The organism is Methanoregula sp. (assembly GCF_049690535.1).
Classification (GTDB): Archaea; Halobacteriota; Methanomicrobia; order Methanomicrobiales; family Methanospirillaceae; genus Methanoregula.
This window is the reverse complement of record NZ_JBAVMX010000020.1, coordinates 17,262-42,174: the sequence shown is the minus strand read 5'-3', so window position 1 is coordinate 42,174 and position 24,913 is coordinate 17,262. Positions and strand designations below refer to the sequence as shown.

The following is a 24,913-nucleotide window of genomic DNA, read 5'->3' as shown; positions in this document are numbered from 1 at the left end:
GTCTGCTCGATCTCGTACGGCTTGATCTCCCGGGAATGGGCAGACATCCTCATTTTCACCACTTCGAGCGCAAGGTGAACATCCGTGAGATCGCTTGAACGGACATACCTGAGCAGGATGACGGTATCGGCGAGGTATTCAATCAGGCCGTGCCGGCTCGAAAAGGAATTATTCTGGTCGGTCTCGGATGTCATCATGATGGTGCATTCCTTGTCCCGCAGCCCTTCAATGAACCGGAACATCTCGCGGCGCCGTTCCGCATCGGTTGTGAACAGATCTTCAAAGAGCGAGATGGGATCGATCACCACCCGGCTTGCCTGAACTTCGCTGATCAGGTTCGGGAGTTCGTTTTTGATCCGGTTATTTGCAAGATTGAAGTCCGTCGGGTCGAGTTTGATGATATAGAGGGACTTGTTGAGGAACGGCTCCACATCCCATCCTTTCTTTTTCATGTACAGGACCAGCCTGTCCTCACGTTCCTCAAGGCTGATGTAGATGATCCGTTCCCCGGCTTTGAGACCGTCCCAGACAAATTCGAGAGAAAACGTTGTCTTTCCGGTCCCATATGTTCCGATGATGGCGCAGATACTTCCCGCAAGCAGGCCGCCGCCGAGCATATCATCAAGACCTGAGATCCCGACTTTTACGCGTTGTCCGTTCATATGACCATCCTGATATTACTCACTTCAAATCCCCCGGTCGTAGATATCCTGACGGCAAACTTCACGAGATCCTGCTCTTCGAGATGGGGCATAACCCCCCGGAACTTTTCAAAGAACATCACCCGCTGTCGCCGTGAACCGGTGCTCTCCTCCCACCGGAACAGGAAGACCGCATCGGCAATATCGGCAAGTTCGCTCTCTTGGGCCGGCTCGATAATGCCCTTACTCAGCAACAGGTATATGGTCAGGCTCTTTGTCTTTGAGAGCCGCTGGAGCCCGCGGAGGAATCCGGTCAGGTCCGCCCAAAGATTCGGGAGGACCGTCTGGGTGGCAATATCGGTGATCGAATCAACGATGATCATACTGCCCGGTTCTGCAGCTGCAAAGATGTCAGCAAGCCTCATGAAGATGTTCGCATGTTCGGAGCGTTTCTGGAGCCGGGTCAGGGTGTTGCTGTGGCTGTACCAGGAGTCGGGGACGATGCTCCGGTCAAAATAGAGATCCGAGAGATCTTCGAACTGTATCGCCGTCATGCCCTCGGTCACGCCATCGGCATGGAACGACTGGATAATTTCGTGGCGGACATCTGCCTCAAGCCGGGTAAAGGTGATATACAGGATCTTTGACGGGCAGCTGGTGCCGGCATCCCTGGGGCGGCTCATGCACGCGAGCGAGCTTACCGTGGAACTGTAGGCAAATTCATAGTGTCCGGCCCCGATCTCCCCGAGAAGGAGGATCATGGACCCCGGCGGGACGCCGCCGTCAAGGATAGGATCGAGCGAAGCGATCCCGGTAGGCATTCTGGTCTTGGTTGTATCCTGCATCTGGCACTCCATGCATCCCGTGAAATGGTTTAACGTATCTCTCATGGGTGCGATGATAAATATATCTGAACCTGTACGGCGTGCGCTCTTTTTTACCAATAACCTTTGTTTAAAGTGCAGGAAAAAACAAAAAAACTCCCTGCATTTGCTTACAGATATGACGTGATTTCCCGTAAAACACTATTTATACAAGAATCCCCCGAACTATAACCGGGAAATATAGTCATTCTTCGTGGAGCGCGGGTTATGCGGCTTTCAGAATTCTTTGCAGGACTTAAAAGACACGAGCCCGGTACCGGGGATATCACGGAGGATGCGATTCCCCGGGAACTGCGTACCGATGATGCCGGGGCAGAACTCCCTGCAGAAGCCTCCCCCCATGCGGAACCTGCGGCGCCAAAAAAACATGAGGCGAGTTACCGGTATTATTTTCGTCTCTTTAACACCAGGGAAAACGTCTCAAGCGATGAGTACGACTTTGCAAAGCATGGCACGCTTGTGAGCGGGGAGCTTCCCGAAGGGTATGAACTCCTTGACCAGTACTGGATCGAAGAGGGCCGGACACTGGTGTATATTGCACTCAACAAAAAGACGAACCAGACCGAGTACCTCCTTTTCGAACCGCCCCTGTCGGATTTCGAGTACGAACTCCTCGAGCGGCTCCACCAGGACCTTATAGATGTCCTGATCCTGACCGCGGATGAGATCAAAAAAGATCGCAAAAGGATTTTGCTGTCCAAGGTGCACGGCCTCCTTGACGATTACGGTCTCGTGCTCGACCAGATCCCCCTCTTCAAGCTCGAGTATTATCTTGTCAGGAACTTCATCGGCTGGTCGCGTATCGACCCCCTCATGAAAGATCCTCATCTTGAGGATATCTCCTGCGACGGGAGCATGATCCCCATCTTCCTGTACCACCGGAAACACCGGAATATCAAGACCAATATCGCGTTTGAATCCGATGTCCTCAACTCGCTTGCCATCACGCTCGCTCAGCGATCCGGCAAGCATATCTCGACCGGTTCCCCGATGCTCGATGCCACCCTTCCCGACGGTTCCCGGCTCCAGCTGACGCTCGGGACGGAAGTGACGACCCGGGGGACATCGTTTACCATACGGAAATTCCGGGAAGAACCGTTCTCACCGATCGAACTCATGGAGTACGGCACGTTTTCCAGCGACGAACTGGTATATTTCTGGCTGGCCATAGAAAACAGCATGAGCCTGCTCTTCATCGGCGGGACGGCGTCCGGGAAGACCACCTCGTTAAACGCAGTCTCGCTGTTTATCCCCCCCATCGCAAAGGTCGTGAGTATTGAAGACACGCGGGAGATCACGCTCTACCATGACAACTGGATCGCAAGCGTCACCCGGGAATCGCTCACTGAGGGCGGCAGTGCGATCAACATGTTCGATCTCCTCCGGGCCGCTATGCGGCAGCGACCAGAGTATATCCTTGTCGGGGAAGTGCGGGGCCCCGAGGCGCAGACGCTGTTCCAGGCAATGAACACGGGCCACACCACGTTTTCTACCATGCATGCAGGCAGCATCGATGCGGCGATCCACCGGCTGGAGAGCGAACCCCTCAATGTGCCGCGTAATATGCTCCAGGCATTAAACATCATCAGCGTCCAGGCGCTCATCTACCGGGGGACCGAACGGGTCAGAAGGGTACAGGAAGTCGTCGAAATTGTCGGCATCGACTCGGCGACCGGCAATCTTCAGGTCAACAATGTCTTTGAATATGACCCCCTCCATGACCGGACCTCCTATACCGGGAGATCGCAGGTCTATGCAAAGATGGCTGAGAAGCGCGGGTGGACACGGGACCAGCTCGATACGGAGATCGCGGTACGGGAAAACCTGCTTGAAGAGATGCGCAAACAGGGGATCCGCGACTATATATCAGTCGCCTCGCTTTTCCATCTCTACCATATCAACCGTGCGCACGTGCTCGCTTATATTTCTGATCTCAGACAGGTACTGTAATGAATTTCCGGCACTCCCTCCAGAAATGGCTGCTGCGCGACCCGTTCCGGTACCACAGCCTTCATGCCGATCTGATTGCGTCCCGATCCGGTGTGACGCTTGACCAGTACCTCTGGAGAGCCATCCGGGTTGCGCTTGTCTCGGGGGTACTCTTCGGTGTTCTGGGATACCTGGTGAGCCGGTTTTTTGCCCTGCAGGTTGAATCAGGCAAGGGCATCTACAATGTCTTCAATCTCCACCTGCCCGAAAATCTTGGGGTTCTCTCCAGTACAACCGTTGTGGTCTCTGCAAGTGTCGCGCTCTCGTTTGCCCTTGGGGCATACCTCACGTATCTCATCCTGCTCCGGATCCCGGGTATCGAAAAGAAAAACCGGAGCATCAGGATAAACCTGACGCTCCATAACGCGGTCGCGTACATGTACGCGATGCGCCGGGGCGGGGCGCAGCTGACGACTATCTTTTATGCCCTCTCTGAAAATGCAAATATTTACGGCGAGGTTGCGCTCGAAGTCCGGCAGATCGTGCGGGATGTGGACTTCTTTGGATCAGATGTCGTGACCGCCATCCGCCGGCTCTCTGAAACAACGCCATCGGCAAAGCTCAAGGATTTCCTCGAAGATCTGCTTTCAGTTATCGAGAGCGGGGGCGATATGACGGAGTTCCTTTCAAGCCGGGTGAGGCTCTACCAGGAGGAGGCACGGTTCGAGCAGAAACAGTTCCTGACCATCCTCTCCATGGTGGCGGAATCATATGTAACCCTCTTTGTTGCCGGCCCGCTCTTTTTGATCATCATCATGGTGGTCATGGGCATGATGGGCGGGTCGGCGGTTCTCCAGCTCTCCCTTATCGTCTACGTGATCATCCCCATCGGGTCGCTCATCTTCATCCTCATGATCGATCTCATCTCAACTAAAGCGGAAAAGACCGAACGCTACACAAAGGCCAAGCAGCTCAACACGTACGCGGATGTAAAGATCGTTAAAAAGGCAGGGGAAGAGTCGCTCTTTGAACAGCTCAGAAAATACGACAAGATACGGACACTGGCCCACAACCTCCGGCACCCGCTCGAAAGTTTCGTGAGCGATGTAAATCATACCCTGTATGTCACCATTCCCGCGGCGCTCATTTACCTGGCGCTGGTTCTTTACAGCGTCCCGCAATATGCCGATCCTGAACTTTTTATCGATGTCGTGGACGATCACGTCGTTATTGCCCTGTTGATCGTTCTTATTCCCTATGCGATCTTCTACGAAATCTGGGCCCGAAAAGTCAGGGGGATCCAGATCATGATCCCGGATTTCCTTGAACGGATGTCCGGGATTAACCGGGTCGGCCTGACGATAGCGCAGGCCATCGGGATCATGGTCAACACCAACCTCGGTCTCCTGAGTTATGAAATCCGGCGGATCAAACAGGATATGGACTGGGGCGCGAACTTTTCCGAGGCACTGATGCGCTTTGAGCGGCGGGTCAGTACCCCGACCATTGCCCGGACGGTCACGCTGATCACGAAAGCAAGCGAGATGAGCGGACAGATCGGAGAAGTACTTGCAATTGCTGCAAGCGACGCAAAGATGAGCGAAACCCTGAAAAAAGAACGTTTTGCCGAGATGTTCATCTATACGGCGATCGTGTACCTCTCGTTCTTTGTCTTCCTTTTTGTCGTTGCGGTACTCTCCACGCAGTTCCTGCCGGTCCTTGCCCACATCGGGACATCGGGGATTTCATCGACCGCCGGCCCCCTCTCCGGCATCGGATCGGTGCCGGTGAAATCGCTTGACCGGCTTCTCTACCACGCGTGCCTGGTCCAGGCGCTTTTCTCGGGCCTTATCGCCGGGCAGATGGGAGAGTCCTCGCTTGCCGCCGGTGTAAAACATTCCTGCATCCTGTTGATCATCGCCCTTGTTACCTTCAACTTCATCCTTGTCGTATAGTGAGATAAGAAAAAATCCTTTATAAAAAAGTACGGCCTCCATACCGTAAACAAGCATAAATAATACCATGGGTAGATTAGAGTAGTGAGGTGATTGGAGCATGTGTAGTGTTGGCGGACCTACAGATATCGATCTTCCCGAAGACCGGGTTGTGGCGAAAAACTACCGGTGCAAGGAATGCGGCGAACGGTTCAAGGGGATCGGAAAACATCCCATGTGTCCTTCCTGCCAGTCGGAAGACGTTGTTGAGATATGAACACCTCCATAGGTAACGATGTCCTGCAGGTCAAGGGCATCCATTCTTTTCTGCTTGCGGCGGTTGTCCGCGAAAATTTTTCCCTCTGCATCGAGGCCAGTCATGCAGAGTACTGCCAGGGAGTTCATGCCGGGGATCTCGTGGTGGTTTCCGCTCCTGAATCAGGTCCGGTCGAACCCGCCCTGATGCTGCTTGAGCTGGTCAGGACGTACCATCTGCCGCTCCTGGTTCTTCCGAGGGATCACCCGGGATCGAAACGGATCCCCTACGTGGTCTCGGTGGGACCGGTAATCCGGACAAACTGCTCGATTGTACGAGGGACGCACCCGGAGCAGCACCTGATATGTTCTTCGGACGAACTCGCCGGCATCACGCTGAGTGGAAACGGGGACGGTATTGATGTCTCGCTGCTCTCCCCCACGCTCACGATGGATCGAATAAAATCCAGAGATAATCGCTGATTTTTATTTAAATGCCCGTTTTTTTGGGAATTTCCGCTCTTTAAAACAGACATGAAATCCTAAATAACAATACATATATTGTGTTTTTCACCAACTAATGTACTGCCGTGAGTGGAGGGTTGGATGAAAACTGAGGTCTTAAACGACATCAAGAAAACTGAAACCGAGTATCAGTCGATGATCAGTGCGGCGCAGGAAGAAAAAAAGCGCAGGCACTCCCAGGCAGATCTGGAAGCTGATAACCTGATAACGAAGGCGCAGAGCAATGCTGAACAGTACAAGAAGCTGAAACTGGAAGAAGCACGGCACCAGGCAGCCCAAAAGCACGCTGAAATCATAAAAGAAGGCAATCAGCGTTCAGCGGCATTGAAAGAGAAGGGCACAAAGAACCTTTCAAAAGCAGTGCAGCTGCTGGTATCGCGGTTTAAGGAGCAGCTGCATGTTGGCGCCTAAACCGATGGGCCGGATGCTTATCGTTGCGTCCCGTGATCAGGCGGCACCGATCATTAACGAGCTGTACCGCGAGCACATGTTCCATATCGAAGACTATGTGGAGCAGGGGCAGGGAGGGTACGAGGGCTTTAAGATTGGCACCCCTCTCGAAGGGGCGACGGAAGCATCAGCTGAGCTTATCAAGGTCAGGGCAATCGAGAACGTTTTTGCGATCCGTGGCGAGGATGCCGACGCAAAGCAGAAACTGAGTACGCCGGAGATCCAGAAGAAGATCGAACAGGATCTCCCCGGCATCGAAAAAGAAATCGAAGGACTGACAGGTGCCCGGTCGAAGCTCGATACGAAGGCAAAGGAATACGAGCAGAAGATCGTGGAACTCGCCCCGTTTAAGGAGATCCCGCTGGATCTCGCTCTTTTGCAGGGTTTTAAGCATTTTTCCGTGCTCGCCGGCTATGTCCCGCGTGAGGTGACCATTTCCGTCCCGCACGAGATGCAGGTCGTAAAAGGCAAAGAACGCTCGTTTGTCCTTGTCGTCGTTACGGAGAACGACCGGGCCCGGGCCGAACGGGAACTCCAGGAAGCGCAGTTCCAGTCGGTGTCGATCCCGGCGGAGACCGGCACTGCGACGGCCCGTACCGCGTATTACACGGAACAGATCGCATCGCTGAAAAAAGAAATCGAGGCGATCAACGTAAAACTCGCGAAGATCAAGGAGTCGCATGCCGATCTCTTGGTTGCGTGCGAGGAAGCGTTCCGGGCACGGATCGAACAGACCGAGGCACCGTTACGTTTTGCCACGACCTCGAAAGTGTTCGTGGCAGAGGGCTGGGTCCCGGCGGACCGCATCGCAGCGCTCAGCGCGGCGCTCGACAAGGTGACCGGTGGCCGGGTCTTTGTCTCGGAACAGCCGGTCGACCCCGTGCACGACAACGTGCCGGTGGAGTACAACAACCCGGATTTTGCCAAACCGGCGCAGCTGCTCATGGATGTTTACTCCAGGCCCACGTACACGGAAGTGGACCCAACGCTTGTCTTATCGATCATGTTCCCGATCTTCTTCGGGGTGATCGTAGGCGATGTCGGCTACGGCCTTTTGATGCTTGTGCTGTGCATTGGTCTCTGGAAGTTCATGAAGGGTGACGAGGTCCACCAGTTCCTCAAAATTCTTCGGAACGCAAGCATCATGAGCATCATCTTCGGGCTCCTCTTCAGCGAATTTTTGGGCTTCGAGCTCCCGTGGGCCCCGATCATCTACAGCCGCCACCTCAACATTGGCGTGACTGAAGCCGGTGGGCACGGGGCAGCGATCGCCCAACTCTTGATCGTCTCGGTCTGGGTCGGTATCCTGTATGTCACGCTTGGAAGGGCGCTTGGCATGATCAACCACGCCCGCCAGGACCATGGCGACCACCGGATAAAAGCTGTGCTAGCGAGCCTTGGCTGGATAACCGTGATGTGGGGTATCCTCATTGCTATCTGGTCGATGTTCCCGATCCCGCTCATGCCGGACCTCACCGGGCTTCCCATTGTGGCCGTGGGGCTTTCGGTAGGGATGGTTCTTGCCATCGTGTTCATCGTGATGGGCGTCATCTTTATCGCCCGCGATGCGGTTCTTGAGATCATCGAAATTCCGACGATTATTTCCCACGTTCTTTCTTACACCCGTCTGACAGCCGTGGGACTTTCATCGGTCGCTATCGCGATGGTCGTCAACTACATGTCTATCGGGATGTTCATCAATCCCGGCATGAAAAGTCTCTCAATTGTTGGAATTGTCATGATCATCGTCGGTGTCCTGATATTCTTACTCGGGCACGCGTTTAACCTGGCCCTGGGCATGCTTGACGGTGGTCTCCACTCAATCCGGTTGCATTATGTCGAATTCTTCACCAAATTCTATAAGGGTGGAGGCAGGAAGTATATTCCATTTGGAATGAAACGAAAATTTACGGAGGATTAGATTATGGCAGACGTTAACATGACTCTTGAAATGGTACAGGCATCGCAGGTTGGAATGAAGGCAATCGGAGCCGGTCTTGCAGTTGGTCTCACCGGTGTCGGTACCGGTGTCGCTGAGATGGGCATCGGTGCCGCAGCAGTCGGCGCAATCGCGGAGAACAAGGACTTCTTCGGGCTTGGCCTGCTCTTTACGGTCATTCCGGAAACCATCGTCATCTTCGGTCTCGTCATTGCACTTCTGCTCCTGTTCTAAGCGAGGCAAGAACAATGGGACTGGAAGCAGTACTGGACGAGATCAGGGAAAAAGGCAAAAAAGAAGCGGATGCGATCCGTGCCGAATCGAAAGTGGATTCGGACAGGATTCTCGCGGAAGCAAACCGGAAAGTTGCAGAGATCAAAACGGGTGCTGAGGACGTCTCGAAAAAACAGGAGTCCCGGATTATCGCCCAGGAGGTCTCAGCCGCAAACCTTCTTGTCAAGCGCGAGCTCTTGAACACGCAGAAGGGACTTCTCGACGAAGTGTACGAGAGCACCCGCTCGGAAATTGCAAAACTCCCTGAAAGCTTCCATCGCGAAGCCATCAAAAAACTCCTTACGGAAGCGAAAAAGGAGATCCCGAAAGGCAGCATCCACTGCAATGCACGGGATGCCGCGGCAGCAAAAGCCGTCCTTACCGATAAGGAATTCTCAGGGTTTACCCTGGGTGAACCGGTCGATATCGATGGCGGGATCCTGATTGAAGGCGAAGGTAACGAGCTGCAGATCGATTACAGCTATCGCACCTTCATGAACAAAGTGTGGGAATCCGGGCTCAAGGATGCATCTGATCTCCTCTTCGGATAGGGTGGTACAGGTATGGCAGGGATGAAAGGAATTTCAGCGCCCACTATCTACGTCTGTACCAGGATGCGGGTGAGGAAGTCCAAGCTTCTCCCCAGAGAAGAGTACCAGCGGATGCTCAACATGAGCCTCCCCGAGATTACCCGTATCATCGAAGAGACCTCGTACAAGCAGGAGATCGACGAGCTCGGCACCACGTTCAAAGGGATCGACCTCCTTGAGGTAGCCTTAAGCTGGAACCTTGCAAAGGAGTACCAGCGGATCCTGGAAATTACGCCCGGGATACTCAAGCAGTTCACCCGTGCGTACCTCAGGTACTGGGATATCCAGAATGTGCTCACGATCCTGCGCGGAAAGGCGCAGGGTGAGAAGACCGGTAAGATAAAGGAAGTCCTTGTTCCTGCCGGCAGCCTCGACAAGGTCGTGCTCGACCGGCTTCTTGCCGAAGACAGCCCGGACCGCGTCATCGAAGCCCTTAAAGGAAAACGGCTCTACCCGGTGCTTGCACGGGAGTTCCCGGCAGCAAAGGAGACCGGTTCGTATGCCCGTATGGAAAACGAGCTGTACAAGCAGTTCTATGCGGAGATCATTGCAGAATCCAGTGGCGGGGATGCCGGGGGCCGGCTGTTCCTCGCATTCATCCGGCTGGACATTGATATCAAGAACATCCTGACGCTCTTCCGGCTGCGGGCAGACAAGCTCCAGGAAGATACAAAGGAGATGTATATCCTTGGCGGCACGATGTCCGCAGCAGACTTTGCCGCGTTAAACACGATCCAGGACTACCGGGAGTTTGTCGACCAGCTCAGGATAAAGGTCCGCACAGAGCCGGTCATTGAACTCTTAAAGGGACTGGAGAGCGAACGGCCGGTTCATGAAATCGCATCGCTTCTCGTGCGGGTGCAGATGGAACAGATGGAGAAACTCTCCAAGCGAAACCCCTTCTCCATCTATCCGATCCTCGTGTATCTCGAGAAGAAAAAGTATGAAGTATTCAACCTCCGGGCACTGGCGAGGGGCAAGGAATCCAGGCTCCCCGCAGAGACGATTGGGAAATACCTGGTGATGTAAGATGGAGATTGCAGTCATCGGCAACAGCGAGTTCATTCTCGGATTCCGCTTAGCAGGCATCAAAAAGACCTACACGGCGGAGAACGATGAAAAACTCAACGAGTGCATCACCAGCGCCCTTTCGGACGGACAGGTCGGTATTCTTGTCCTGAACAGCAGCGACATGGAACGGCTCCCGCGCCGTCTCCGTGCTATGCTCGAAAACTCCGTCAAGCCGACCGTGATCGCCCTTGGCGGCGAAGAAAGCGGCCTGTCCTTGCGGGAGAAAATCAAGAGATCGGTGGGTGTTGATCTGTGGAAGTAAAAACCGAAAAAAACAAAGAGGCAAAAAAGGGTGTCCTGAAAAGGATCGCCGGCCCCGTCGTCACGGCAGTCAATCTTGACGCCCACATGTACGATGTGGTCAAGGTCGGAAAGGAAGCGCTGATGGGTGAGGTCATCAAGATCCAGGGCAATAATACCATTATCCAGGTATACGAAGATACCTCGGGTATCAGGCCAGGCGAGCCGGTCGTAAATACCGGGCTCTCGCTTGCAGTCGAACTGGGCCCCGGCCTCCTCACCAGTATCTACGATGGTATCCAGCGCCCCCTTGAAGTCCTCGTGAAAAAGATGGGCAACTTCATCGAGCGTGGTGTCACCGCACCCGGGCTCTCCCATGAGAAGAAGTGGACATTCAAGCCGGTTGTAAAGGCTGGCGACAAGGTAGAGCCGGGCGCAATCCTTGGCGAAGTGCAGGAGACCAACATCGTCCACAAGGTCATGCTCCCGCCCAATGTAAAGGCAGGCGTGGTAAAGACAATCAGGAGCGGGGACTTCACCATCGATGAGACGATCTGTGTTCTCGACGACGGTCGCGAGTACCCGATGCTCCAGCGTTGGCCGGTCCGTGTCCCCCGCCCCGTGCGTGAGAAGAAGAACCCGACGATCCCTCTGATCACCGGTCAGCGGATCCTCGACGGTCTCTTCCCGATTGCAAAAGGCGGCACCGCCGCAATTCCCGGCCCGTTCGGGAGCGGCAAGACCGTTACCCAGCAGCAGCTCGCCAAGTGGTCGGATGCCGAGATCGTGGTTTACATCGGCTGTGGAGAACGCGGCAACGAGATGACGGAAGTTCTTACGGAGTTCCCGAGTCTTGAGGACCCGAAGTCCGGCAAACCCCTGATGGAGCGGACGGTGCTCATCGCAAACACCTCCAACATGCCGGTTGCGGCCCGTGAAGCATCCGTGTACACCGGTATCACCATCGCGGAGTATTTCCGTGACATGGGATACGATGTCTCCTTAATGGCAGACTCGACCTCCCGGTGGGCAGAAGCGATGAGAGAAATCTCGTCCCGTCTTGAAGAGATGCCCGGCGAAGAAGGATACCCGGCATACCTCGCAGCCCGGCTCTCGGAGTTCTACGAGCGTGCCGGTCTTGTCGAGACCCTGAACGGAAAATCCGGGTCGGTCTCGGTTATCGGTGCTGTCTCCCCACCAGGTGGGGACTTCTCGGAGCCGGTCACCCAGAACACGCTCCGTATCGTGAAGGTCTTCTGGGCACTGGACGCAAAGCTCTCCCAGCGCCGGCACTTCCCGGCGATCAACTGGCTCAACTCGTACTCACTGTACCTTGACGCCCTCCATGACTGGTACGACAAGGAGGTCTCCCCCGACTGGAACAAGATCCGGTCCTGGGCCATGGAAGTTCTCCAGAAAGAGGCAGAACTCCAGGAGATCGTGCAGCTCGTCGGTTCCGATGCCCTGCCCGAGTCAGAGCAGGTGACGATCGAGGTCGCCCGTATGATCCGTGAGATCTTCCTCCAGCAGAACGCGTATGACGCGGTCGACACGTTCTGTGACATGAAAAAGCAGTACGATATGTTGAAGGCGATCAAGACCTTCGCTGACTATGCCTATGCTGCCCAGATTGCTGGTATCAGCCCGGCACAGATCATCGCGGTCAAGGCGAAGAATGAACTGCCCCAGATCAAGTTCATCAAGGACTACAAGCCCGAACTTGCGAAGATCGAGAAGGAAATGGACGCAGAGTTCAACACACTGAGGTCGGCAGCATGAAGGAATACAGGACTATCACAAAAATTGCCGGTCCGCTTGTCTTTGTAGAGAAGACCGAACCTATCGCGTACCAGGAACTCGTAAACGTGGTTCTTTCCGACGGCACGATCAAGCGTGGCCAGGTGCTGGACACAAGCGATGAGATGGTCGTTGTCCAGATCTTCGAGACCACAACGGGTATCGGCAGGGACAGTGGCGTCCGGTTCACCGGCGAGACCATCAAGATGCCGGTCGGCAGGGAGATGCTCGGCCGCATCCTGTCCGGTGGCGGTAAGCCTATCGACGGCGGCCCGGAGATTGTGCCGGAAAAGCGCCTCGACATCACCGGTGCTGCGATCAACCCGTATGCCCGTGGCATGCCGGCGGATTTTATCCAGACCGGTATCTCAACCATCGACGGTACGAATACCCTTGTCCGTGGACAGAAACTCCCGATCTTCTCGGCAGCAGGTCTGCCGCACAACAATGTTGCGCTCCAGATCGCCCGTCAGGCAAAGGTGCCCGGTTCGACCGAGAATTTCGCCGTGGTCTTCGCTGCCATGGGTATCACCAAGGAAGAAGCGAACTACTTCATGGCGGACTTCGAGCGCACCGGTGCTCTTGAGCGTGCCGTCGTCTTCCTCAACCTTGCGGATGACCCGGCCGTCGAGCGTATCATCACGCCCCGTCTTGCTCTGACCACCGCAGAATACCTTGCCTTCGAGCTCGGTATGCACGTGCTTGTCATCCTGACGGATATGACCAACTACTGCGAAGCGCTGCGTCAGATCGGTGCCGCCCGTGAAGAAGTGCCCGGTCGCCGTGGCTACCCGGGGTACATGTACACGGATCTCGCCTGTATCTACGAGCGTGCCGGTATGATCAAGGGTAAGAAGGGCTCGGTCACGCAGATCCCGATCCTGACCATGCCCGGTGACGATATCACCCACCCGATCCCTGACCTGACCGGTTACATCACCGAAGGCCAGATCGTGGTCAGCCGTGAACTGCATAGAAAGGGTATCTACCCACCCATCAACGTGCTACCCTCGTTATCACGACTCATGAACCTCGGTATCGGCAAGGGGAAAACACGTGAGGACCATAAGAAGGTCTCCGACCAGATGTACGCAGGATACGCAGAGGGTAACGACCTCCGCGGCCTCGTTGCCATCGTCGGTAAGGACGCCCTCTCCGAACGTGACCGGCTGCTGCTTGAGTTCGCGGATCTCTTCGAGAACCGCTTTGTCCGGCAGGGATATGACGAGGACCGGACCATTGAGGACACGTTGGGTGTCGGCTGGGAGATCCTGTCAACGCTGCCGGTTGAGCAGCTGACCCGTATCGACCGTGACCTGATCAACAAATACCACCCGAAAGTCAAGGCCGGTGCAAAGAAGGAGTAAAAAATCCATGGCGCTGCGCGATATCAAGCCAACCCGTTCGGAACTGATCGACCTCAAAAGGAAGATCAAACTCTCCGAGCGCGGCTATAAAATTCTCAAGATGAAGCGCGACGGGCTGATCATGGAATTTTTCAAGATCCTCTCAGAGGCAAAGGACAGCCGGGGAGAACTCCTGAGAAAGTACCAGCACGCTGTCGACATGATGGCAGTGGCAAACACGGTTGAAGGCGCGATCGGTGTCAAGGCCGCCGCCCTTTCGGTAAAAGAGACGCCGGAGATCACGCTCAAGAGCAAGAACATCATGGGCGTGGTCGTGCCGGAGATCGAATCGTCGAAAGTGAGAAAGAGCCTAGCCGACCGGGGATACGGCGTGCTCGGCACGTCGCCGGTCATCGATGAGACCGCATCGGCGTTCGAGGAACTGGTCGAGGCAATCATCGAGAGCGCCGAGATCGAGACCACGATGAAACGCCTGCTCGATGAGATCGAGAAGACCAAGCGCCGGGTCAATGCGCTCGAGTTCAAAGTGATCCCCGAGCTCACCGCCGCCCGGGATTTCATCAAGATGCGTCTTGATGAGATGGAACGCGAGGAACTTTTCAGGATGAAGAGGATCAAGGCCCGGGGTTCGGCGTAACCCCGGGGATGTGGCCACATGCCGATCGGTACCCTCCGGGACTTGGGATGCAGCGGGAAGACGGTACTTCTCCGTCTTGACCTCAACTCCCCCATCGATCCCACCACTCATCTTATTCTGGACGATAAACGGTTCCGCGAACACCTGCCGACGATCCATGCGCTCTCTGACAGCAAAGTCGTCATCGTCACCCACCAGAGCCGGCCGGGAAAGAAGGATTTCACGACGCTTGAGGCCCATGCCGAAAAACTCGAAGAACTCCTTGGCTCACCGGTTACCTACATCGACAGTATCTTCGGGCGACACGCAAAGGAAGCCGTGCAGGCTTCAAAGCCCGGCGATGTCCTGATGCTCGAAAACGTGCGGTTTGCTGCGGAAGAGAACCTCACGATGAAACCCGAGGAGGCCAAAAAGACCCACCTCGTCCGGAGACTTTCCGCGATGTCGGATTTTTTCGTGAACGATGCGTTCGGGACTGCCCACCGGTCCCAGCCAACGGTCGTGGGTCTCCCGCTCGCGATGAAATCAGCGGCCGGTCTCCTGATGGAAAAAGAGGTTTCCACGCTCTCGAAAGTCTTCTCGGGAGCGCCCCGCCCGGTCTGCATGGTGCTCGGGGGCACCAAGGTTGACGACTCGATCGAGGTCGCCGCCCATGTGCTTGAAAACGGCATTGCCGACACCGTGATCGTGATCGGTGTCGTGGCAAACGTCTTCTATCTTGCCGCTGGCTACGATATCGGCAAACCCTCCACCCAGCTGATCGAACAGCTCAAGTACCAGGGCGAGATCAGGAAAGCACAGGATATCCTTGCAAAGTTCGGCGACCGGGTGATCATGCCCACATCGGTTGCGGTGCGGCAGAACGGCAAACGTGCTGAGTACTCGATCGACCGGATCCCTGTCGATTCGCCGGTCATGGATCTCGGCATGGACGCGCTAGCGGCGCTTGTCTCGACCTTGAAGAGGTCCGGGACCGTGGTCTTCAACGGCCCCGCCGGTGTCTTTGAGGATCCGGATTTTGCCACGGGAACCTTCGAACTGCTCAGGGCCGCGTCCCGGGTCGAGTTCTCGGTCGTCGGCGGTGGCCATACTGCCGCCGTGATCGAGAAACTCGGGCTCGAAAACGATTTCACCCACATATCCACCGGCGGGGGAGCCTGCATCGAATTTTTAACCGGGAAAAAGCTCCCGGCAGTCGAAGCGCTCGAAGAGTCGTACAAACTCTTCGGGTAAGCGGCATCCCCACCCCATTTTTTTAAAAGTATTATTTCAAGTCGGGTGAATACAGGATTTTTGTGGTGCACGACGGACCCGAAACCCTATTTATAGTAATCTGGCCTATTTCTACAGCGCATGGCGGATAAAGTACCGGCAAGCCGGGGTGAACGGGTTGCGATCTCCTACAAGATGCCGCCCAATATCTACGAAAAGGTCAACAATCTCGTGTACGTGGAGAAAAAGTTCTCCACGGTCTCGGACTGTATCACCCAGGCACTCCTCTCGTTTGTCGATAACCACCACGACAGGGAGCAACTTCGGGAACTCTTCAGGGAGTACATGGCATCCGATGAAGGCCGGGACCTCATGAAAGCCATGATGAAAGATATGCTGTTGGATGTCCTGTTGTCCGGGAAAACCGACCCGCAGGAACCCGGGCACAATTCATAAAAACTCTTTTTCCCGGTCTTCCTGATGCTTGCAGGAGCGTATTTTTCATGTCAGGGTGAACAATGTATGATGAGGGTGGCTTTCTATGCAGGTACGCATCATTGCGGTCGGGAAGATTAAGGAGCGGTTCCTATCAGAAGGTATTGCTGAGTACGAAAAGCGCCTTACCCCGTACCTGAAACTTGCCATCGCTGAAGTCGCGGATGAAAAGCGGGGTGTTCACTCCTCCGCCGGCCACGAGCAGCTCATAAAAGACCGGGAAGGTGACCGGATCCTCGCTGCGATCCCTGACGGGGCGTACGTCGTGGTGCTTGATGTACGGGGAAAGGAATTATCGAGCGAGGCACTTGCCGCCCGGCTGCATGACTGGCAGCTTGTCGGGACGAATGTTATTGCGATGATCATCGGGGGCGATCTCGGGCTCTCCGATGCGGTGCTCTCCCGTGCCGATCTCCGGCTGTCGATCTCGCCTATGACCTTTACCCACCAGATGGTGCGGCTGATCCTGTTAGAGCAGGTGTACCGCGCCTGCCGGATCAACAGCGGGGAGCCGTACCATAAATAACTCGTCACGGTGGTCCTCCCGTATCCTAAAACCGGCCCGTGGCCAATGTGGTACCCGGGGGTGCATACCCTTTTTTCCGATTTGGGGGTGTATCAGCAGTCCCCGATCCACACTTATATCACCCGGCCCACAAAGAACACCTTCCATGGTAACAAAGGAGCATACAACAAAAGTTGTCGATGAGAAGACGGGCCTGATGGAATGCCTTGTTTGTGGGGAGAAATACCACACCACGATGAAGGCCAAACCGGACGGGAAGTTCATGCCCGAAAACTGGGAATGTGTCAACAAGTGCCGGTTGATCCACACCGAAGAGAAACCTGCACATAAAAAATAAGGTTTGTAGATCGGACGGCTGATCAGGCAAACCGGCCGGTCAGGCTGTTTTCCTGTCTGTTATTGAAGCATATTTTTTGTAGAACCAGCGTTTGACCAGCTCGACAATGATAAGGTAACTGATCACAAGGCCGGCAAGCACCGCAAAGAACGACGCCGGCAGCGGGACAAATCCAAACAGGCTTCCTATCGGGGTAAACGGCAGGATACAGGCAATTGCCACGATCAGGATCGTGCTTGCGGTGAGGAGCCGGTTCGGCCTGCTGTTGTAGAACGGGACAACCCGGGTCCTGATCACGAAAATGACGAGCGTCTGGGTGCAGATCGACTCGACAAACCAGGCCGTCTGGAAGAACGCTGCATCAGCGACAAAGAAGAACAGCAGGATACCAAACGTGATGAAGTCAAAGATCGAGCTGATCGGCCCGAAAATAACGATGAACTTCTTGATGAAATCCATATCCCATTTTTTCGGGGCCATGATATAGGACTCATCAACGTTATCGCTCGGGATGGTCGATTCCGATACGTCATAGAGGAGATTGTTTAAGAGGATCTGGATCGGGAGCATCGGGAGGAATTTGAGGAAGATGGAGGCCCCGGCGACCGAGAACATGTTCCCGAAATTGGAACTCGTCCCCATCAGGATATATTTCATGGTGTTCCCAAATGTCTTCCTGCCTTCAAGCACGCCGTCGCTGAGGATACGCAGATCGTTTTTTAAGAGGATGATGTCTGCCGATTCCTTGGCAATATCCACAGCATTTTCCACCGATATGCCGACGTCCGCCTCACGTATTGACGGTGCGTCGTTGATCCCGTCGCCCATGAACCCGACGACATGGCCGTTCTTTTTTAAGGCCATCATGACCCGGTTCTTCTGCACCGGGGTCATGCGGGAAAAGACGGTCACGTTCTCGACCACCCGTGAGAGGGTCTGGACGTCCATGTGTTCGACATCCTCCCCGGAAAGGACACCTTTGATCTCAAGACCTATCTCTTCGCAGATCTTTCGTGTTACCAGTTCGTTGTCCCCGGTCAGGATCTTCAGCTCGATCCCGGCGTGTTCCAGCTGCCGGATCGATTCCCGTGCGGTATCCTTGGGGGGATCGATAAACGTGACAAATCCGGCGAGGGTCATCTCCTTTTCGTCAGCGACGGAAAACTGCGTCACATCGCCTGGCACGACACGATAACATACCGCGAGGGTCCGAAAGCCATCTGCACTCTGGGCCTGGTAGATCCCCTCGACCTGCGCCCGAACGGCCTCGGTCAGCGGTCCGGTGACACCGTTTCTGTCAACCTGCGAACAGATCCGGAAGACCTCCTCCGGGGCACCCTTGGCAATGATCAGGCGCTTGTCCCCGTCGGTAACGACAACGGAGATCCTTTTCCGGAGAAAATCAAAAGGGATCTCGTCGATCTTATGGAACCTGTCGATATCGAGGTGCCGGAATTTGAGGATCGCATCGTCAAGGGGACTTTTCAGCCCGGTGTCGTAGGTGCTGTTGATAAACGAGTACAGCAGGACGTTCTCGCTGTCGTTTCCTTCCGTGTCCAGGTGCCGTACGAGCGCGATCTCGTTCTGGGTGAGTGTCCCGGTCTTGTCCGTGCAGAGCACGTCCATGCTCCCGAAATTCTGGATCGATTCCGGGTGTTTCACGATGGCGCCCTTCTTTGACATCGCGACCGAGCCCTTGGACAGGTTCAGGGACAGGATCATGGGCAGGAGTTCCGGCGTCATGCCGACCGCAAGTGCGATGGAGAAGAGCAGGGATTCAAGGATGCCGTGCCGGAGCAGGGCATTGATGAAAAATACGAAGATGACGAGGAAGAAGACGAATTTCGACATCAGGTAACTGAAATGCCGAAGTCCCCGTTCGAACTCCGTCTCCGGGGGGCGTTCGACAAGGGTCTTTGCCACTTTGCCAAACTCGGTCGACACCCCGGTCTTTGTGACAAGCGCCGTTGCCGTCCCGCTGACAACCGATGTGCCAAGGAAGATGTAATTTTCCGCTGTGGTGACCGGGGTTCCGGCACCGGCAACGCCCGGTTGTTTTTCGACCGGGAACGGCTCTCCCGTGAGAGAGGACTGGTTTACGTAAAAGGTCCGTGCTGTCAGTATCCGGGCGTCGGCAGGGACAATGTCCCCGGCGGTGAGCCTGACGAGATCCCCCGGGACGAGCTCGGTGATCGGCAGGTCCTGTTCTTTCCCGTCCCGGAGTACGGTGGCCCGGGTAAGGATTTTCTGCCTGAGCAGGTCGGCTGCTTCCCCGGCCTTGTATTCCTGGAAAAAGTCCAGGGTGACGCTTGCAAAGACGATGATAAAGATGATAACGGCATCGGTCAGTTCGCCGACGAACAACGATATCCCCGCAGCGATGAGCAGGATGATGATGAGCAGGTTTTTGAAATGGCCCAGGTACTGGAGGATCACTGGGACTTTCCGGATATGGGAGATGTCGTTATTCCCGAAGCGAAGCAGACCGGCCTGTGCCTGATCTGAGGTCAGACCATTCGGGCTGCTGCCAAGAACAGAGAAGAGTTCTTCCTCTGGTAAGGTATGGAACTGCGCTTGCGGATCCGGTTTTTCCGGTGGTGGTTGGGGTGTCATCGTATCGGGCCTTGAGGAAACATCCTCACAATTATTGAATAATTATATGTTGTTCATGATGATGACTTCGATCGGATGTTTTCATGCCGGGCGGGGGTTTTACAGAGACCTCCGAAACAGATACCACGGGACGCAGGCGCTCCAGTTCATGGGTTCCGCCAGTCTCCCGGGTAAAAAAAAGATTTCTATGACTGCACAACAATGGTGCCGGTCATGGAGGGGTGAATCGAGCAGTGATAGGTATACGTTCCCGGGGTGGTGAACGTGACATTATAGGATGCACCGGGTGGGATCGGATCTGACGAGAACGGGACCAAAGAACCGGTGTCCGAAGTGACGGTGTGCGTGGTTGCGTCCTGGTTCACCCACGTGACCACAGTACCGGTCTTTACTGTGAGGGTTGATGGATTGAACGCGAAATTTTTCATCGTGATAGTTGTCCCTCCTCCCGTGGGGGCCGGGGTCGATGCAGTTGCTGACGATGTCTGGTAGGAAGAACAGCCGGCAGACATGCAGGCGAGGATCAAAAGGACGATACAGGCTGAGCAGAATACCAAGCGGGAATATGCGGGCATAATTCCTTAATGATCGGCCGAATTATAAAAACAGTATGCTCGCACAATGGAAAATAATCCGGCCTGCACTAGTCACCCGGGTGTTGAAATTCTATTAAGTAGTAGTGCACGAAAATGAACATCCGGGAGAACTGGATCATGGACAGGAAAAAGGGGATCGGGCTCTGCAACTGCGGCATGTGCCCGAGTTTTGTGGACTGTAAAGAAGAGATCGCCTATTGTCTCGCAGAAAAAGGAACGAGCGGCTGCATTAAATTTGAGCAGGGATGTCTCTGCCCGGGATGCCCGGTACAAATGGAGGAGAATTTCCAGCATGTCTACTACTGTACCCGGGGAAGCGAGACCGGACAGTCCCATGCCCGGTAAAGCCTGGAAGTGTGCGGTCTGCGGCTACATATCCCGTGCGGAGAGCCCGCCCGCAGAATGCCCGCAGTGCGCCGGCACTGTTAGGGAGTTTGTTGAGTTTTCCGAAAAGAAAACGCTTCGCTATGACGGGGAAAAGTTTGATGTACTGCTGATCAATGGCAGCAATCACCGGGCCAACAACACCGGCTACCTTGCGGATCTTGCCGAGGAGGTCCTGCGTGAAAAGGGGGTGAGTTACCGGCGGTATAATATCAATGAATTTACCATCAACCACTGCTGGTGCTGTTACAGCATGCGGGACAACGCGTGCCGCTACCCGTGCAGGGATCAGCTCGACGACATGCCTGGGTTCCACGAGATGGTGATTGCGTCAAAAGCGATCATCGTTGCCTCGCCGATAAACTGGAACAATATGTCGGCACGGCTCAAGGATTTCCTCGACCGGCTCAACTGCATCCAGAACCTCTACCTGCTAAAAAAGCCAGGCCTGACGGAAGGAAAGGTCGTGGGTATCGCGGTCTCGGGGCACGAGGACGGTGCCACGAAGACAGCGATGGATATATTCCTGTACTTCCAGCAGCTGGGGTACGTGCTCGCGCCGTTTGGCATCGCGTACCGCACGCACGGGTCGCAGTTCAACACAATCACCGATACGGAATTCTTAAAAACCGACCCGCTTGTGATCCAGAAGGTAAAAGGGATGGCAAACAATGTCGTGGAGATGATGCGGCTGGAGAGCGAGGAGAACCTGAAAGGAAAACTGGTGCCGGTCTGCGAATAACAATATCCTATTCTCTCAATTAGCAATTCCTGCCTCCGGTAAGACCGACCCCCCATATGCTGAGTGAGGGGGGTGCCCCCACCTGCCCGGACCCATGGGTGGGGGGTAGGCCCCTACCCCCCTCCGCCATATGTGGGATGCGTGCTGTTTCTGCACGGGAAACAAGGGTTTGTTCGTGTGGAACCTTCGGCGTGAAGGTCCGGTTGCGCTATTTCCCGGATAAAGAAAAGAGGAGCCGGTCCGGGCCAGTGGGGGGTGATCCCCCCATTGAAGGAAAGAAGGGGAGGGGGGTGGGCCCCCTCCCCTCCCTTACATTTTTTTGAGCACAGCCGCCCGGTTCACAAAGAAGAACCGGGACTCAACCAGCCGGAGCCCGGCGTTTTCTGCGAGCGCACAGCTCTCTCGGAATTCGCCACCGGAGACAATGAACGGGGGTTCGGAATAGAAGAACAAGCCGCTAGGCACGAGCATCGCGGCGATCTCCCGAAACAATTTTTCCCGGTCCGGGACTTCGTGGACGACAAAGATGGCAAAGGCGACATCGACCTGCCCGTCCCGGTCCGGCAAAAGATCGAGGGAATCCGGCTGGCAGCGATGCGTTTTTACCCGTGACAGGAACCCTTCGGGCCCGAGCTTGTTGCGGACGATTGCAAGCATCTCTTCCTGCAGGTCGGCGGCGATCACGCTTCCCTTCTCCCCGACCCTCTTTGCGAACTCGCGGGTAAAGAACCCCGGGCCGCAGCCGAAGTCGAGGACCCGGTCGCCGGGTTTCACGTACCGTCCCGCGAGTCGGTCGGGGCGGTAGAGGAAGTGGCGGAAGCGGGTGTCGAGGTGCCCGGCCTTTTCCGCGGAGAAGACGTCGTGGTGTTTGTGGGATTTTTCGCTGGGGGTCATTGGAGTGATGTTGGGAGGAGGTGGTGATATGGTTGTGGGCTTTTGGGGTATTTTTCATTCGATCATAATGTTGATGCCTGCAGGCACCCATAATTGTCCATGATTCCGGATGCGGATGACGATCCGTTTCCCAAGGTCTTCAAGGTCGACCGGCTCTACCCGGAAGAGCAGGATTTTGTTGCCGATGATACGACTCCGCTCTCCCCGTACGAGAGGGCAGACCTCGATGAACCGGCAACGAGAATCGACCTGCCTCCGCTGCTGCCGGGAGAAGAGTCCAATCCCCCTGCAGAGAAGGTGGCCGGTCGCGCCGGCCCGCTGGACGAACCTGCGGTGTCACGGGATATGGAAAAAGCAGATGAGCAGGTAACTCTTGCGTTTTTCAAAAAGGAGAAGGAGAAACTGCGCCGCCCGTGGGATGGGCCTGACCTCTCTGCCGCCGGTCCACGGAAATGATGAAGATCTCCTCACAGAGATGATCTATGGCTCCTGCAACATACAACCCGGCGCATAAAGCGGTACTGGATGACCTCCTCCTGGCAATCCCCGGGGTCGAACCGGGAAAGATGTTCGGGTACCCGGCCTATTACATAGAGGGAAAACTCTTCGCTTGCCTGTACGAAAACGGTGTCGGCATCAAGGTGCCGGCGGCGATGGCAGAAGAACTGGCGGATCAGCCCGGCATGAGCTGGTTCCAGCCCATGGGACGGCGGAGAATGAAGGAATGGATCCGGATCGACCGGGACGCGTCCGGAGAGTACCGGAAAGACCGTGCGATCTTTCTGGCCGCGGTTGCGTACGTCTCTTCGCGGACACAATAACCGGCGTTGTCTTAAAACCCGGTAAAAAAGAGATCGGTTTCCTGAAAGGATCAGTTCTCCGGTGCCGGCTCTGCCGCGGGAGATTCTTTCCCGGCTGCCTCTTCCCCTTCCGCCTGCATGCTCTTCATGGACGGGAAGAGGATCACTTCCTTGATCGAGTTATTGCCGGTGAGAAGCATCACGAGCCGGTCGATCCCGATCCCCACGCCCCCGGTCGGCGGCATGCCGTAGCCGAGCGCGTTGATGTAATCGTAATCGATCATCTGGGCTTCGAGGTCGCCGAGCAGCCGTTTCCTGTCCTGCGCCTCGAACCGCTCCTTCTGGTCGAGCGGGTCGTTGAGTTCCGAGAAACCGTTTGCCATCTCCATCCCGTAGATGAAGAGCTCGAAGCGCTCGGTAAATCCCTCTTTTGTCCGGTGGCGTTTTGCGAGCGGCGAGTTCTCGACCGGGTAATCGTAGATGAACGTCGGCTGGATCAGTTTCTCCTCGACCATGTTCTCGAAGAAGTAGACAAGGAACTCGCGCTGGCTCTTTGGCTTGTCAGACTCCTTGAATTTGTTCTGCACGGCAAGCGCCCGGAGTTCTTCGACAGAATGTGCAAAGATGTCGATTCCTGCGTACTCCTTTACCGCGTCCTCCATCGTGAGCCTGCGCAGTGGCTTCTTAAACGAGATCGTGGTCTCCTCGAACTTAATCTCGTGCGACCCGTGGACCTCCTCTGCGAGGGTCGCAAGGAAGTCCTCGGTGAGGTCCATCATGTCATAGACATCATGGTACGCCCAGTAGATCTCCACCATCGTGAACTCGGGGTTGTGGTGCGTATCGATGTCCTCGTTGCGGAAGTTGCGTGCGATCTCAAAGACCCGCTCGAACCCGCCGACCACGAGGCGCTTGAGATAGAGTTCGGGCGCGATCCGCAGGAAAAGTTTCTGGCCGAGGCAGTTGTGGAACGTGGTGAACGGCCTGGCGTTTGCCCCGCCGTAGATCGGCTGGAGGATCGGGGTCTCGAACTCGAGAAAGTCCCGGTCGTTTAAGAACCGGCGGATGGACGAGATGATCCGGCTCCGGCTCCGGAACCCCTGCCGGCTCTCCTCGTTCACGATCAAATCGACGTACCGCTGCCGGTAGCGTTTCTCCACATCGGTGAGGCCGTGGAATTTCTCGGGAAGGGAGCAGACCGCCTTCGAGAGCAGCGTGAGTTTATCCACCCAGATCGTGATCTCGCCCAGTTTCGTCCTGAAGACGTGCCCGGTCACACCGACAAAGTCGCCCCGCTCAATGAACTGGTTAAAGAAGTCGAACGCCTCGTCCCCGAGGTCGGCCTTCCTTATGTAGAGCTGGATCTTGCCGTTCTCATCCCCGAGGTCGGCGAAGATCGTCTTGCCGTGGTTGCGGATGATGTAGAGCCGTCCTGCGGTGGAAATGCTCTCGTCGCTCTTCTCGTGGGTGATCTCTGCAAACTTTGTCCTGATGTCTGCTATCGTGTTCTTCCGGTCGAACGTGGGGGGGTAGAGGTCGACGCCCTTTTCCCGCAGTGCACGGACTTTGTCGAGCCGGGTCTGGTCAAATGCAAGGGTTTGTGAAGGATCGGTCACGAGAATGCTCCGCACTTTTAAGCTGTACCTTATACCTTCGGTGTCAAGCGTAATAATACCTACAGCGGCGGATCGCACGTCGGCAACCATCAGGTGGAATGGTAAAAACGGTCGGTGCCACGACCACAGGATATCATCAGTGTGTAACAAAAGGAACGCGACAAAA

The 24,913-nt window shown here is 55.4% G+C and carries 27 protein-coding genes; 21 read left to right on the top strand and 6 right to left on the bottom strand.

The window, feature by feature from the left end; all coding sequences use genetic code 11:
* Together WCE46_RS01480 and WCE46_RS01475 are read right to left on the bottom strand one after the other, a co-directional pair.
* Window positions 1-662 (bottom strand): KaiC domain-containing protein (locus WCE46_RS01480; RefSeq protein WP_424731926.1); only part of this gene is annotated, 662 nt, incomplete at its 3' end.
* The gene (locus WCE46_RS01475; RefSeq protein WP_424731925.1) at window positions 659-1,531 is read right to left on the bottom strand and encodes an RAD55 family ATPase; all 873 of its coding nucleotides are present in this window, start codon (window positions 1,529-1,531) and stop codon (window positions 659-661) included. The genes WCE46_RS01480 and WCE46_RS01475, both read right to left, overlap by 4 nt.
* Window positions 1,532-1,732: 201 nt before the next feature.
* On the opposite strand from WCE46_RS01475, the gene WCE46_RS01470 reads away from it, so the two are divergent.
* The 17 genes from WCE46_RS01470 to WCE46_RS01390 all read left to right on the top strand — a co-directional run bounded on the left by WCE46_RS01470 (window position 1,733) and on the right by WCE46_RS01390 (window position 17,102).
* On the top strand, window positions 1,733-3,475 hold the full coding sequence (locus tag WCE46_RS01470; RefSeq protein ID WP_424731924.1) for a type II/IV secretion system ATPase subunit: 1,743 nt from the start codon (window positions 1,733-1,735) through the stop codon (window positions 3,473-3,475).
* A complete protein-coding gene (locus WCE46_RS01465) occupies window positions 3,475-5,409 on the top strand; it encodes a type II secretion system F family protein (RefSeq protein ID WP_424731923.1) in 1,935 nt (644 codons plus the stop codon). Before WCE46_RS01470 ends, WCE46_RS01465 begins: the two co-directional genes overlap by 1 nt.
* Window positions 5,410-5,509: 100 nt before the next feature.
* A complete protein-coding gene (locus WCE46_RS01460; protein ID WP_424731922.1) occupies window positions 5,510-5,665 on the top strand; it encodes a hypothetical protein in 156 nt (51 codons plus the stop codon).
* Window positions 5,662-6,126: an alpha/beta hydrolase gene (locus WCE46_RS01455; protein ID WP_424731921.1), complete on the top strand. Its 465-nt coding sequence runs from the start codon at window positions 5,662-5,664 to the stop codon at window positions 6,124-6,126. The genes WCE46_RS01460 and WCE46_RS01455 overlap by 4 nt, the downstream gene beginning before the upstream one ends.
* Before the next feature lie 123 nt (window positions 6,127-6,249).
* Entirely contained in the window at window positions 6,250-6,579 is a 330-nt protein-coding gene (locus tag WCE46_RS01450; RefSeq protein WP_424731920.1) for an ATPase, read from the top strand.
* Window positions 6,566-8,539, top strand: coding sequence for a V-type ATP synthase subunit I (locus tag WCE46_RS01445; protein ID WP_424731919.1), 1,974 nt, complete (start codon window positions 6,566-6,568; stop codon window positions 8,537-8,539). Before WCE46_RS01450 ends, WCE46_RS01445 begins: the two co-directional genes overlap by 14 nt.
* 3 nt (window positions 8,540-8,542) lie before the next feature.
* Window positions 8,543-8,791 carry an ATPase gene (locus WCE46_RS01440; RefSeq protein WP_422150630.1) on the top strand — a complete coding sequence of 83 codons (249 nt, stop codon included), beginning with the start codon at window positions 8,543-8,545 and terminating at the stop codon, window positions 8,789-8,791.
* A gap of 14 nt (window positions 8,792-8,805) precedes the next feature.
* Window positions 8,806-9,381 (top strand): V-type ATP synthase subunit E family protein, encoded by a 576-nt coding sequence (locus WCE46_RS01435; RefSeq protein ID WP_424731918.1) that lies wholly within the window; start codon window positions 8,806-8,808, stop codon window positions 9,379-9,381.
* 12 nt (window positions 9,382-9,393) lie between these two features.
* On the top strand, window positions 9,394-10,449 hold the full coding sequence (locus WCE46_RS01430) for a V-type ATP synthase subunit C (protein ID WP_424731917.1): 1,056 nt from the start codon (window positions 9,394-9,396) through the stop codon (window positions 10,447-10,449).
* Window position 10,450: 1 nt separating this feature from the next.
* Window positions 10,451-10,753 (top strand): V-type ATP synthase subunit F, encoded by a 303-nt coding sequence (locus WCE46_RS01425; protein WP_424731916.1) that lies wholly within the window; start codon window positions 10,451-10,453, stop codon window positions 10,751-10,753.
* Window positions 10,744-12,510: an ATP synthase subunit A gene (locus tag WCE46_RS01420; protein WP_424731915.1), complete on the top strand. Its 1,767-nt coding sequence runs from the start codon at window positions 10,744-10,746 to the stop codon at window positions 12,508-12,510. Before WCE46_RS01425 ends, WCE46_RS01420 begins: the two co-directional genes overlap by 10 nt.
* Window positions 12,507-13,895, top strand: coding sequence for an ATP synthase subunit B (locus WCE46_RS01415; RefSeq protein ID WP_424731914.1), 1,389 nt, complete (start codon window positions 12,507-12,509; stop codon window positions 13,893-13,895). Before WCE46_RS01420 ends, WCE46_RS01415 begins: the two co-directional genes overlap by 4 nt.
* A 7-nt stretch (window positions 13,896-13,902) precedes the next feature.
* Entirely contained in the window at window positions 13,903-14,532 is a 630-nt protein-coding gene (locus WCE46_RS01410; protein ID WP_424731913.1) for a V-type ATP synthase subunit D, read from the top strand.
* Between the two features lie 18 nt (window positions 14,533-14,550).
* Window positions 14,551-15,765 carry a phosphoglycerate kinase gene (locus tag WCE46_RS01405; protein WP_424731912.1) on the top strand — a complete coding sequence of 405 codons (1,215 nt, stop codon included), beginning with the start codon at window positions 14,551-14,553 and terminating at the stop codon, window positions 15,763-15,765.
* A 120-nt stretch (window positions 15,766-15,885) separates the two neighbouring features.
* Window positions 15,886-16,200 carry a hypothetical protein gene (locus WCE46_RS01400; RefSeq protein ID WP_424731911.1) on the top strand — a complete coding sequence of 105 codons (315 nt, stop codon included), beginning with the start codon at window positions 15,886-15,888 and terminating at the stop codon, window positions 16,198-16,200.
* Window positions 16,201-16,285: 85 nt separating this feature from the next.
* Window positions 16,286-16,765, top strand: coding sequence for a 23S rRNA (pseudouridine(1915)-N(3))-methyltransferase RlmH (gene rlmH / locus WCE46_RS01395; protein WP_424731910.1), 480 nt, complete (start codon window positions 16,286-16,288; stop codon window positions 16,763-16,765).
* A gap of 145 nt (window positions 16,766-16,910) precedes the next feature.
* Window positions 16,911-17,102 (top strand): hypothetical protein, encoded by a 192-nt coding sequence (locus tag WCE46_RS01390; protein ID WP_424731909.1) that lies wholly within the window; start codon window positions 16,911-16,913, stop codon window positions 17,100-17,102.
* A 39-nt stretch (window positions 17,103-17,141) separates the two neighbouring features.
* Here the strand turns inward: WCE46_RS01390 and mgtA are convergent, their stop codons facing one another.
* Together mgtA and WCE46_RS01380 are read right to left on the bottom strand one after the other, a co-directional pair.
* The gene (gene mgtA / locus WCE46_RS01385) at window positions 17,142-19,715 is read right to left on the bottom strand and encodes a magnesium-translocating P-type ATPase (RefSeq protein WP_424731908.1); all 2,574 of its coding nucleotides are present in this window, start codon (window positions 19,713-19,715) and stop codon (window positions 17,142-17,144) included.
* 185 nt (window positions 19,716-19,900) lie between these two features.
* Window positions 19,901-20,290, bottom strand: coding sequence for a cupredoxin domain-containing protein (locus tag WCE46_RS01380; protein ID WP_424731907.1), 390 nt, complete (start codon window positions 20,288-20,290; stop codon window positions 19,901-19,903).
* A gap of 138 nt (window positions 20,291-20,428) precedes the next feature.
* Here WCE46_RS01380 and WCE46_RS01375 point away from each other — a divergent pair, with 138 nt between their 5' ends.
* Window positions 20,429-20,656: a DUF2769 domain-containing protein gene (locus tag WCE46_RS01375; protein WP_424731906.1), complete on the top strand. Its 228-nt coding sequence runs from the start codon at window positions 20,429-20,431 to the stop codon at window positions 20,654-20,656.
* Entirely contained in the window at window positions 20,646-21,437 is a 792-nt protein-coding gene (locus tag WCE46_RS01370) for an NAD(P)H-dependent oxidoreductase (protein WP_424731905.1), read from the top strand. Before WCE46_RS01375 ends, WCE46_RS01370 begins: the two co-directional genes overlap by 11 nt.
* 309 nt (window positions 21,438-21,746) lie before the next feature.
* Here the strand turns inward: WCE46_RS01370 and WCE46_RS01365 are convergent, their stop codons facing one another.
* Complete coding sequence (locus WCE46_RS01365; protein ID WP_424731904.1) at window positions 21,747-22,331, bottom strand: class I SAM-dependent methyltransferase; 585 nt, start codon at window positions 22,329-22,331, stop codon at window positions 21,747-21,749.
* A 99-nt stretch (window positions 22,332-22,430) separates the two neighbouring features.
* Here WCE46_RS01365 and WCE46_RS01360 point away from each other — a divergent pair, with 99 nt between their 5' ends.
* Window positions 22,431-22,787, top strand: coding sequence for a hypothetical protein (locus WCE46_RS01360; RefSeq protein WP_424731903.1), 357 nt, complete (start codon window positions 22,431-22,433; stop codon window positions 22,785-22,787).
* Window positions 22,788-22,813: 26 nt separating this feature from the next.
* Window positions 22,814-23,152, top strand: coding sequence for a TfoX/Sxy family protein (locus tag WCE46_RS01355; protein WP_424731902.1), 339 nt, complete (start codon window positions 22,814-22,816; stop codon window positions 23,150-23,152).
* Window positions 23,153-23,202: 50 nt separating this feature from the next.
* Here WCE46_RS01355 and lysS read toward each other — a convergent pair whose 3' ends face one another.
* On the bottom strand, window positions 23,203-24,747 hold the full coding sequence (gene lysS / locus WCE46_RS01350) for a lysine--tRNA ligase (protein ID WP_424731928.1): 1,545 nt from the start codon (window positions 24,745-24,747) through the stop codon (window positions 23,203-23,205).
* Window positions 24,748-24,913 lie beyond the last annotated feature (166 nt).

Bases quoted from the DNA above. Each gene is read 5' to 3' on its own strand.
- WCE46_RS01430 (WP_424731917.1), top strand. From the start codon at position 9,394: ATGGCAGGGATGAAAGGAATTTCAGCGCCCACTATCTACGTCTGTACC.
- WCE46_RS01455 (WP_424731921.1), top strand. From the start codon at position 5,662: ATGAACACCTCCATAGGTAACGATGTCCTGCAGGTCAAGGGCATCCAT.
- WCE46_RS01365 (WP_424731904.1), bottom strand. From the start codon at position 22,331: ATGACCCCCAGCGAAAAATCCCACAAACACCACGACGTCTTCTCCGCG.
- WCE46_RS01405 (WP_424731912.1), top strand. From the start codon at position 14,551: ATGCCGATCGGTACCCTCCGGGACTTGGGATGCAGCGGGAAGACGGTA.
- WCE46_RS01355 (WP_424731902.1), top strand. From the start codon at position 22,814: ATGGCTCCTGCAACATACAACCCGGCGCATAAAGCGGTACTGGATGAC.
- WCE46_RS01360 (WP_424731903.1), top strand. From the start codon at position 22,431: ATGATTCCGGATGCGGATGACGATCCGTTTCCCAAGGTCTTCAAGGTC.
- WCE46_RS01445 (WP_424731919.1), top strand. From the start codon at position 6,566: ATGTTGGCGCCTAAACCGATGGGCCGGATGCTTATCGTTGCGTCCCGT.
- WCE46_RS01460 (WP_424731922.1), top strand. From the start codon at position 5,510: ATGTGTAGTGTTGGCGGACCTACAGATATCGATCTTCCCGAAGACCGG.
- WCE46_RS01440 (WP_422150630.1), top strand. From the start codon at position 8,543: ATGGCAGACGTTAACATGACTCTTGAAATGGTACAGGCATCGCAGGTT.
- WCE46_RS01410 (WP_424731913.1), top strand. From the start codon at position 13,903: ATGGCGCTGCGCGATATCAAGCCAACCCGTTCGGAACTGATCGACCTC.
- mgtA (WP_424731908.1), bottom strand. From the start codon at position 19,715: ATGACACCCCAACCACCACCGGAAAAACCGGATCCGCAAGCGCAGTTC.
- WCE46_RS01375 (WP_424731906.1), top strand. From the start codon at position 20,429: ATGGACAGGAAAAAGGGGATCGGGCTCTGCAACTGCGGCATGTGCCCG.
- WCE46_RS01435 (WP_424731918.1), top strand. From the start codon at position 8,806: ATGGGACTGGAAGCAGTACTGGACGAGATCAGGGAAAAAGGCAAAAAA.
- WCE46_RS01470 (WP_424731924.1), top strand. From the start codon at position 1,733: ATGCGGCTTTCAGAATTCTTTGCAGGACTTAAAAGACACGAGCCCGGT.
- rlmH (WP_424731910.1), top strand. From the start codon at position 16,286: ATGCAGGTACGCATCATTGCGGTCGGGAAGATTAAGGAGCGGTTCCTA.
- WCE46_RS01465 (WP_424731923.1), top strand. From the start codon at position 3,475: ATGAATTTCCGGCACTCCCTCCAGAAATGGCTGCTGCGCGACCCGTTC.
- WCE46_RS01390 (WP_424731909.1), top strand. From the start codon at position 16,911: ATGGTAACAAAGGAGCATACAACAAAAGTTGTCGATGAGAAGACGGGC.
- WCE46_RS01425 (WP_424731916.1), top strand. From the start codon at position 10,451: ATGGAGATTGCAGTCATCGGCAACAGCGAGTTCATTCTCGGATTCCGC.
- WCE46_RS01415 (WP_424731914.1), top strand. From the start codon at position 12,507: ATGAAGGAATACAGGACTATCACAAAAATTGCCGGTCCGCTTGTCTTT.
- WCE46_RS01400 (WP_424731911.1), top strand. From the start codon at position 15,886: ATGGCGGATAAAGTACCGGCAAGCCGGGGTGAACGGGTTGCGATCTCC.
- WCE46_RS01475 (WP_424731925.1), bottom strand. From the start codon at position 1,531: ATGAGAGATACGTTAAACCATTTCACGGGATGCATGGAGTGCCAGATG.
- WCE46_RS01380 (WP_424731907.1), bottom strand. From the start codon at position 20,290: ATGCCCGCATATTCCCGCTTGGTATTCTGCTCAGCCTGTATCGTCCTT.
- WCE46_RS01370 (WP_424731905.1), top strand. From the start codon at position 20,646: ATGCCCGGTAAAGCCTGGAAGTGTGCGGTCTGCGGCTACATATCCCGT.
- WCE46_RS01450 (WP_424731920.1), top strand. From the start codon at position 6,250: ATGAAAACTGAGGTCTTAAACGACATCAAGAAAACTGAAACCGAGTAT.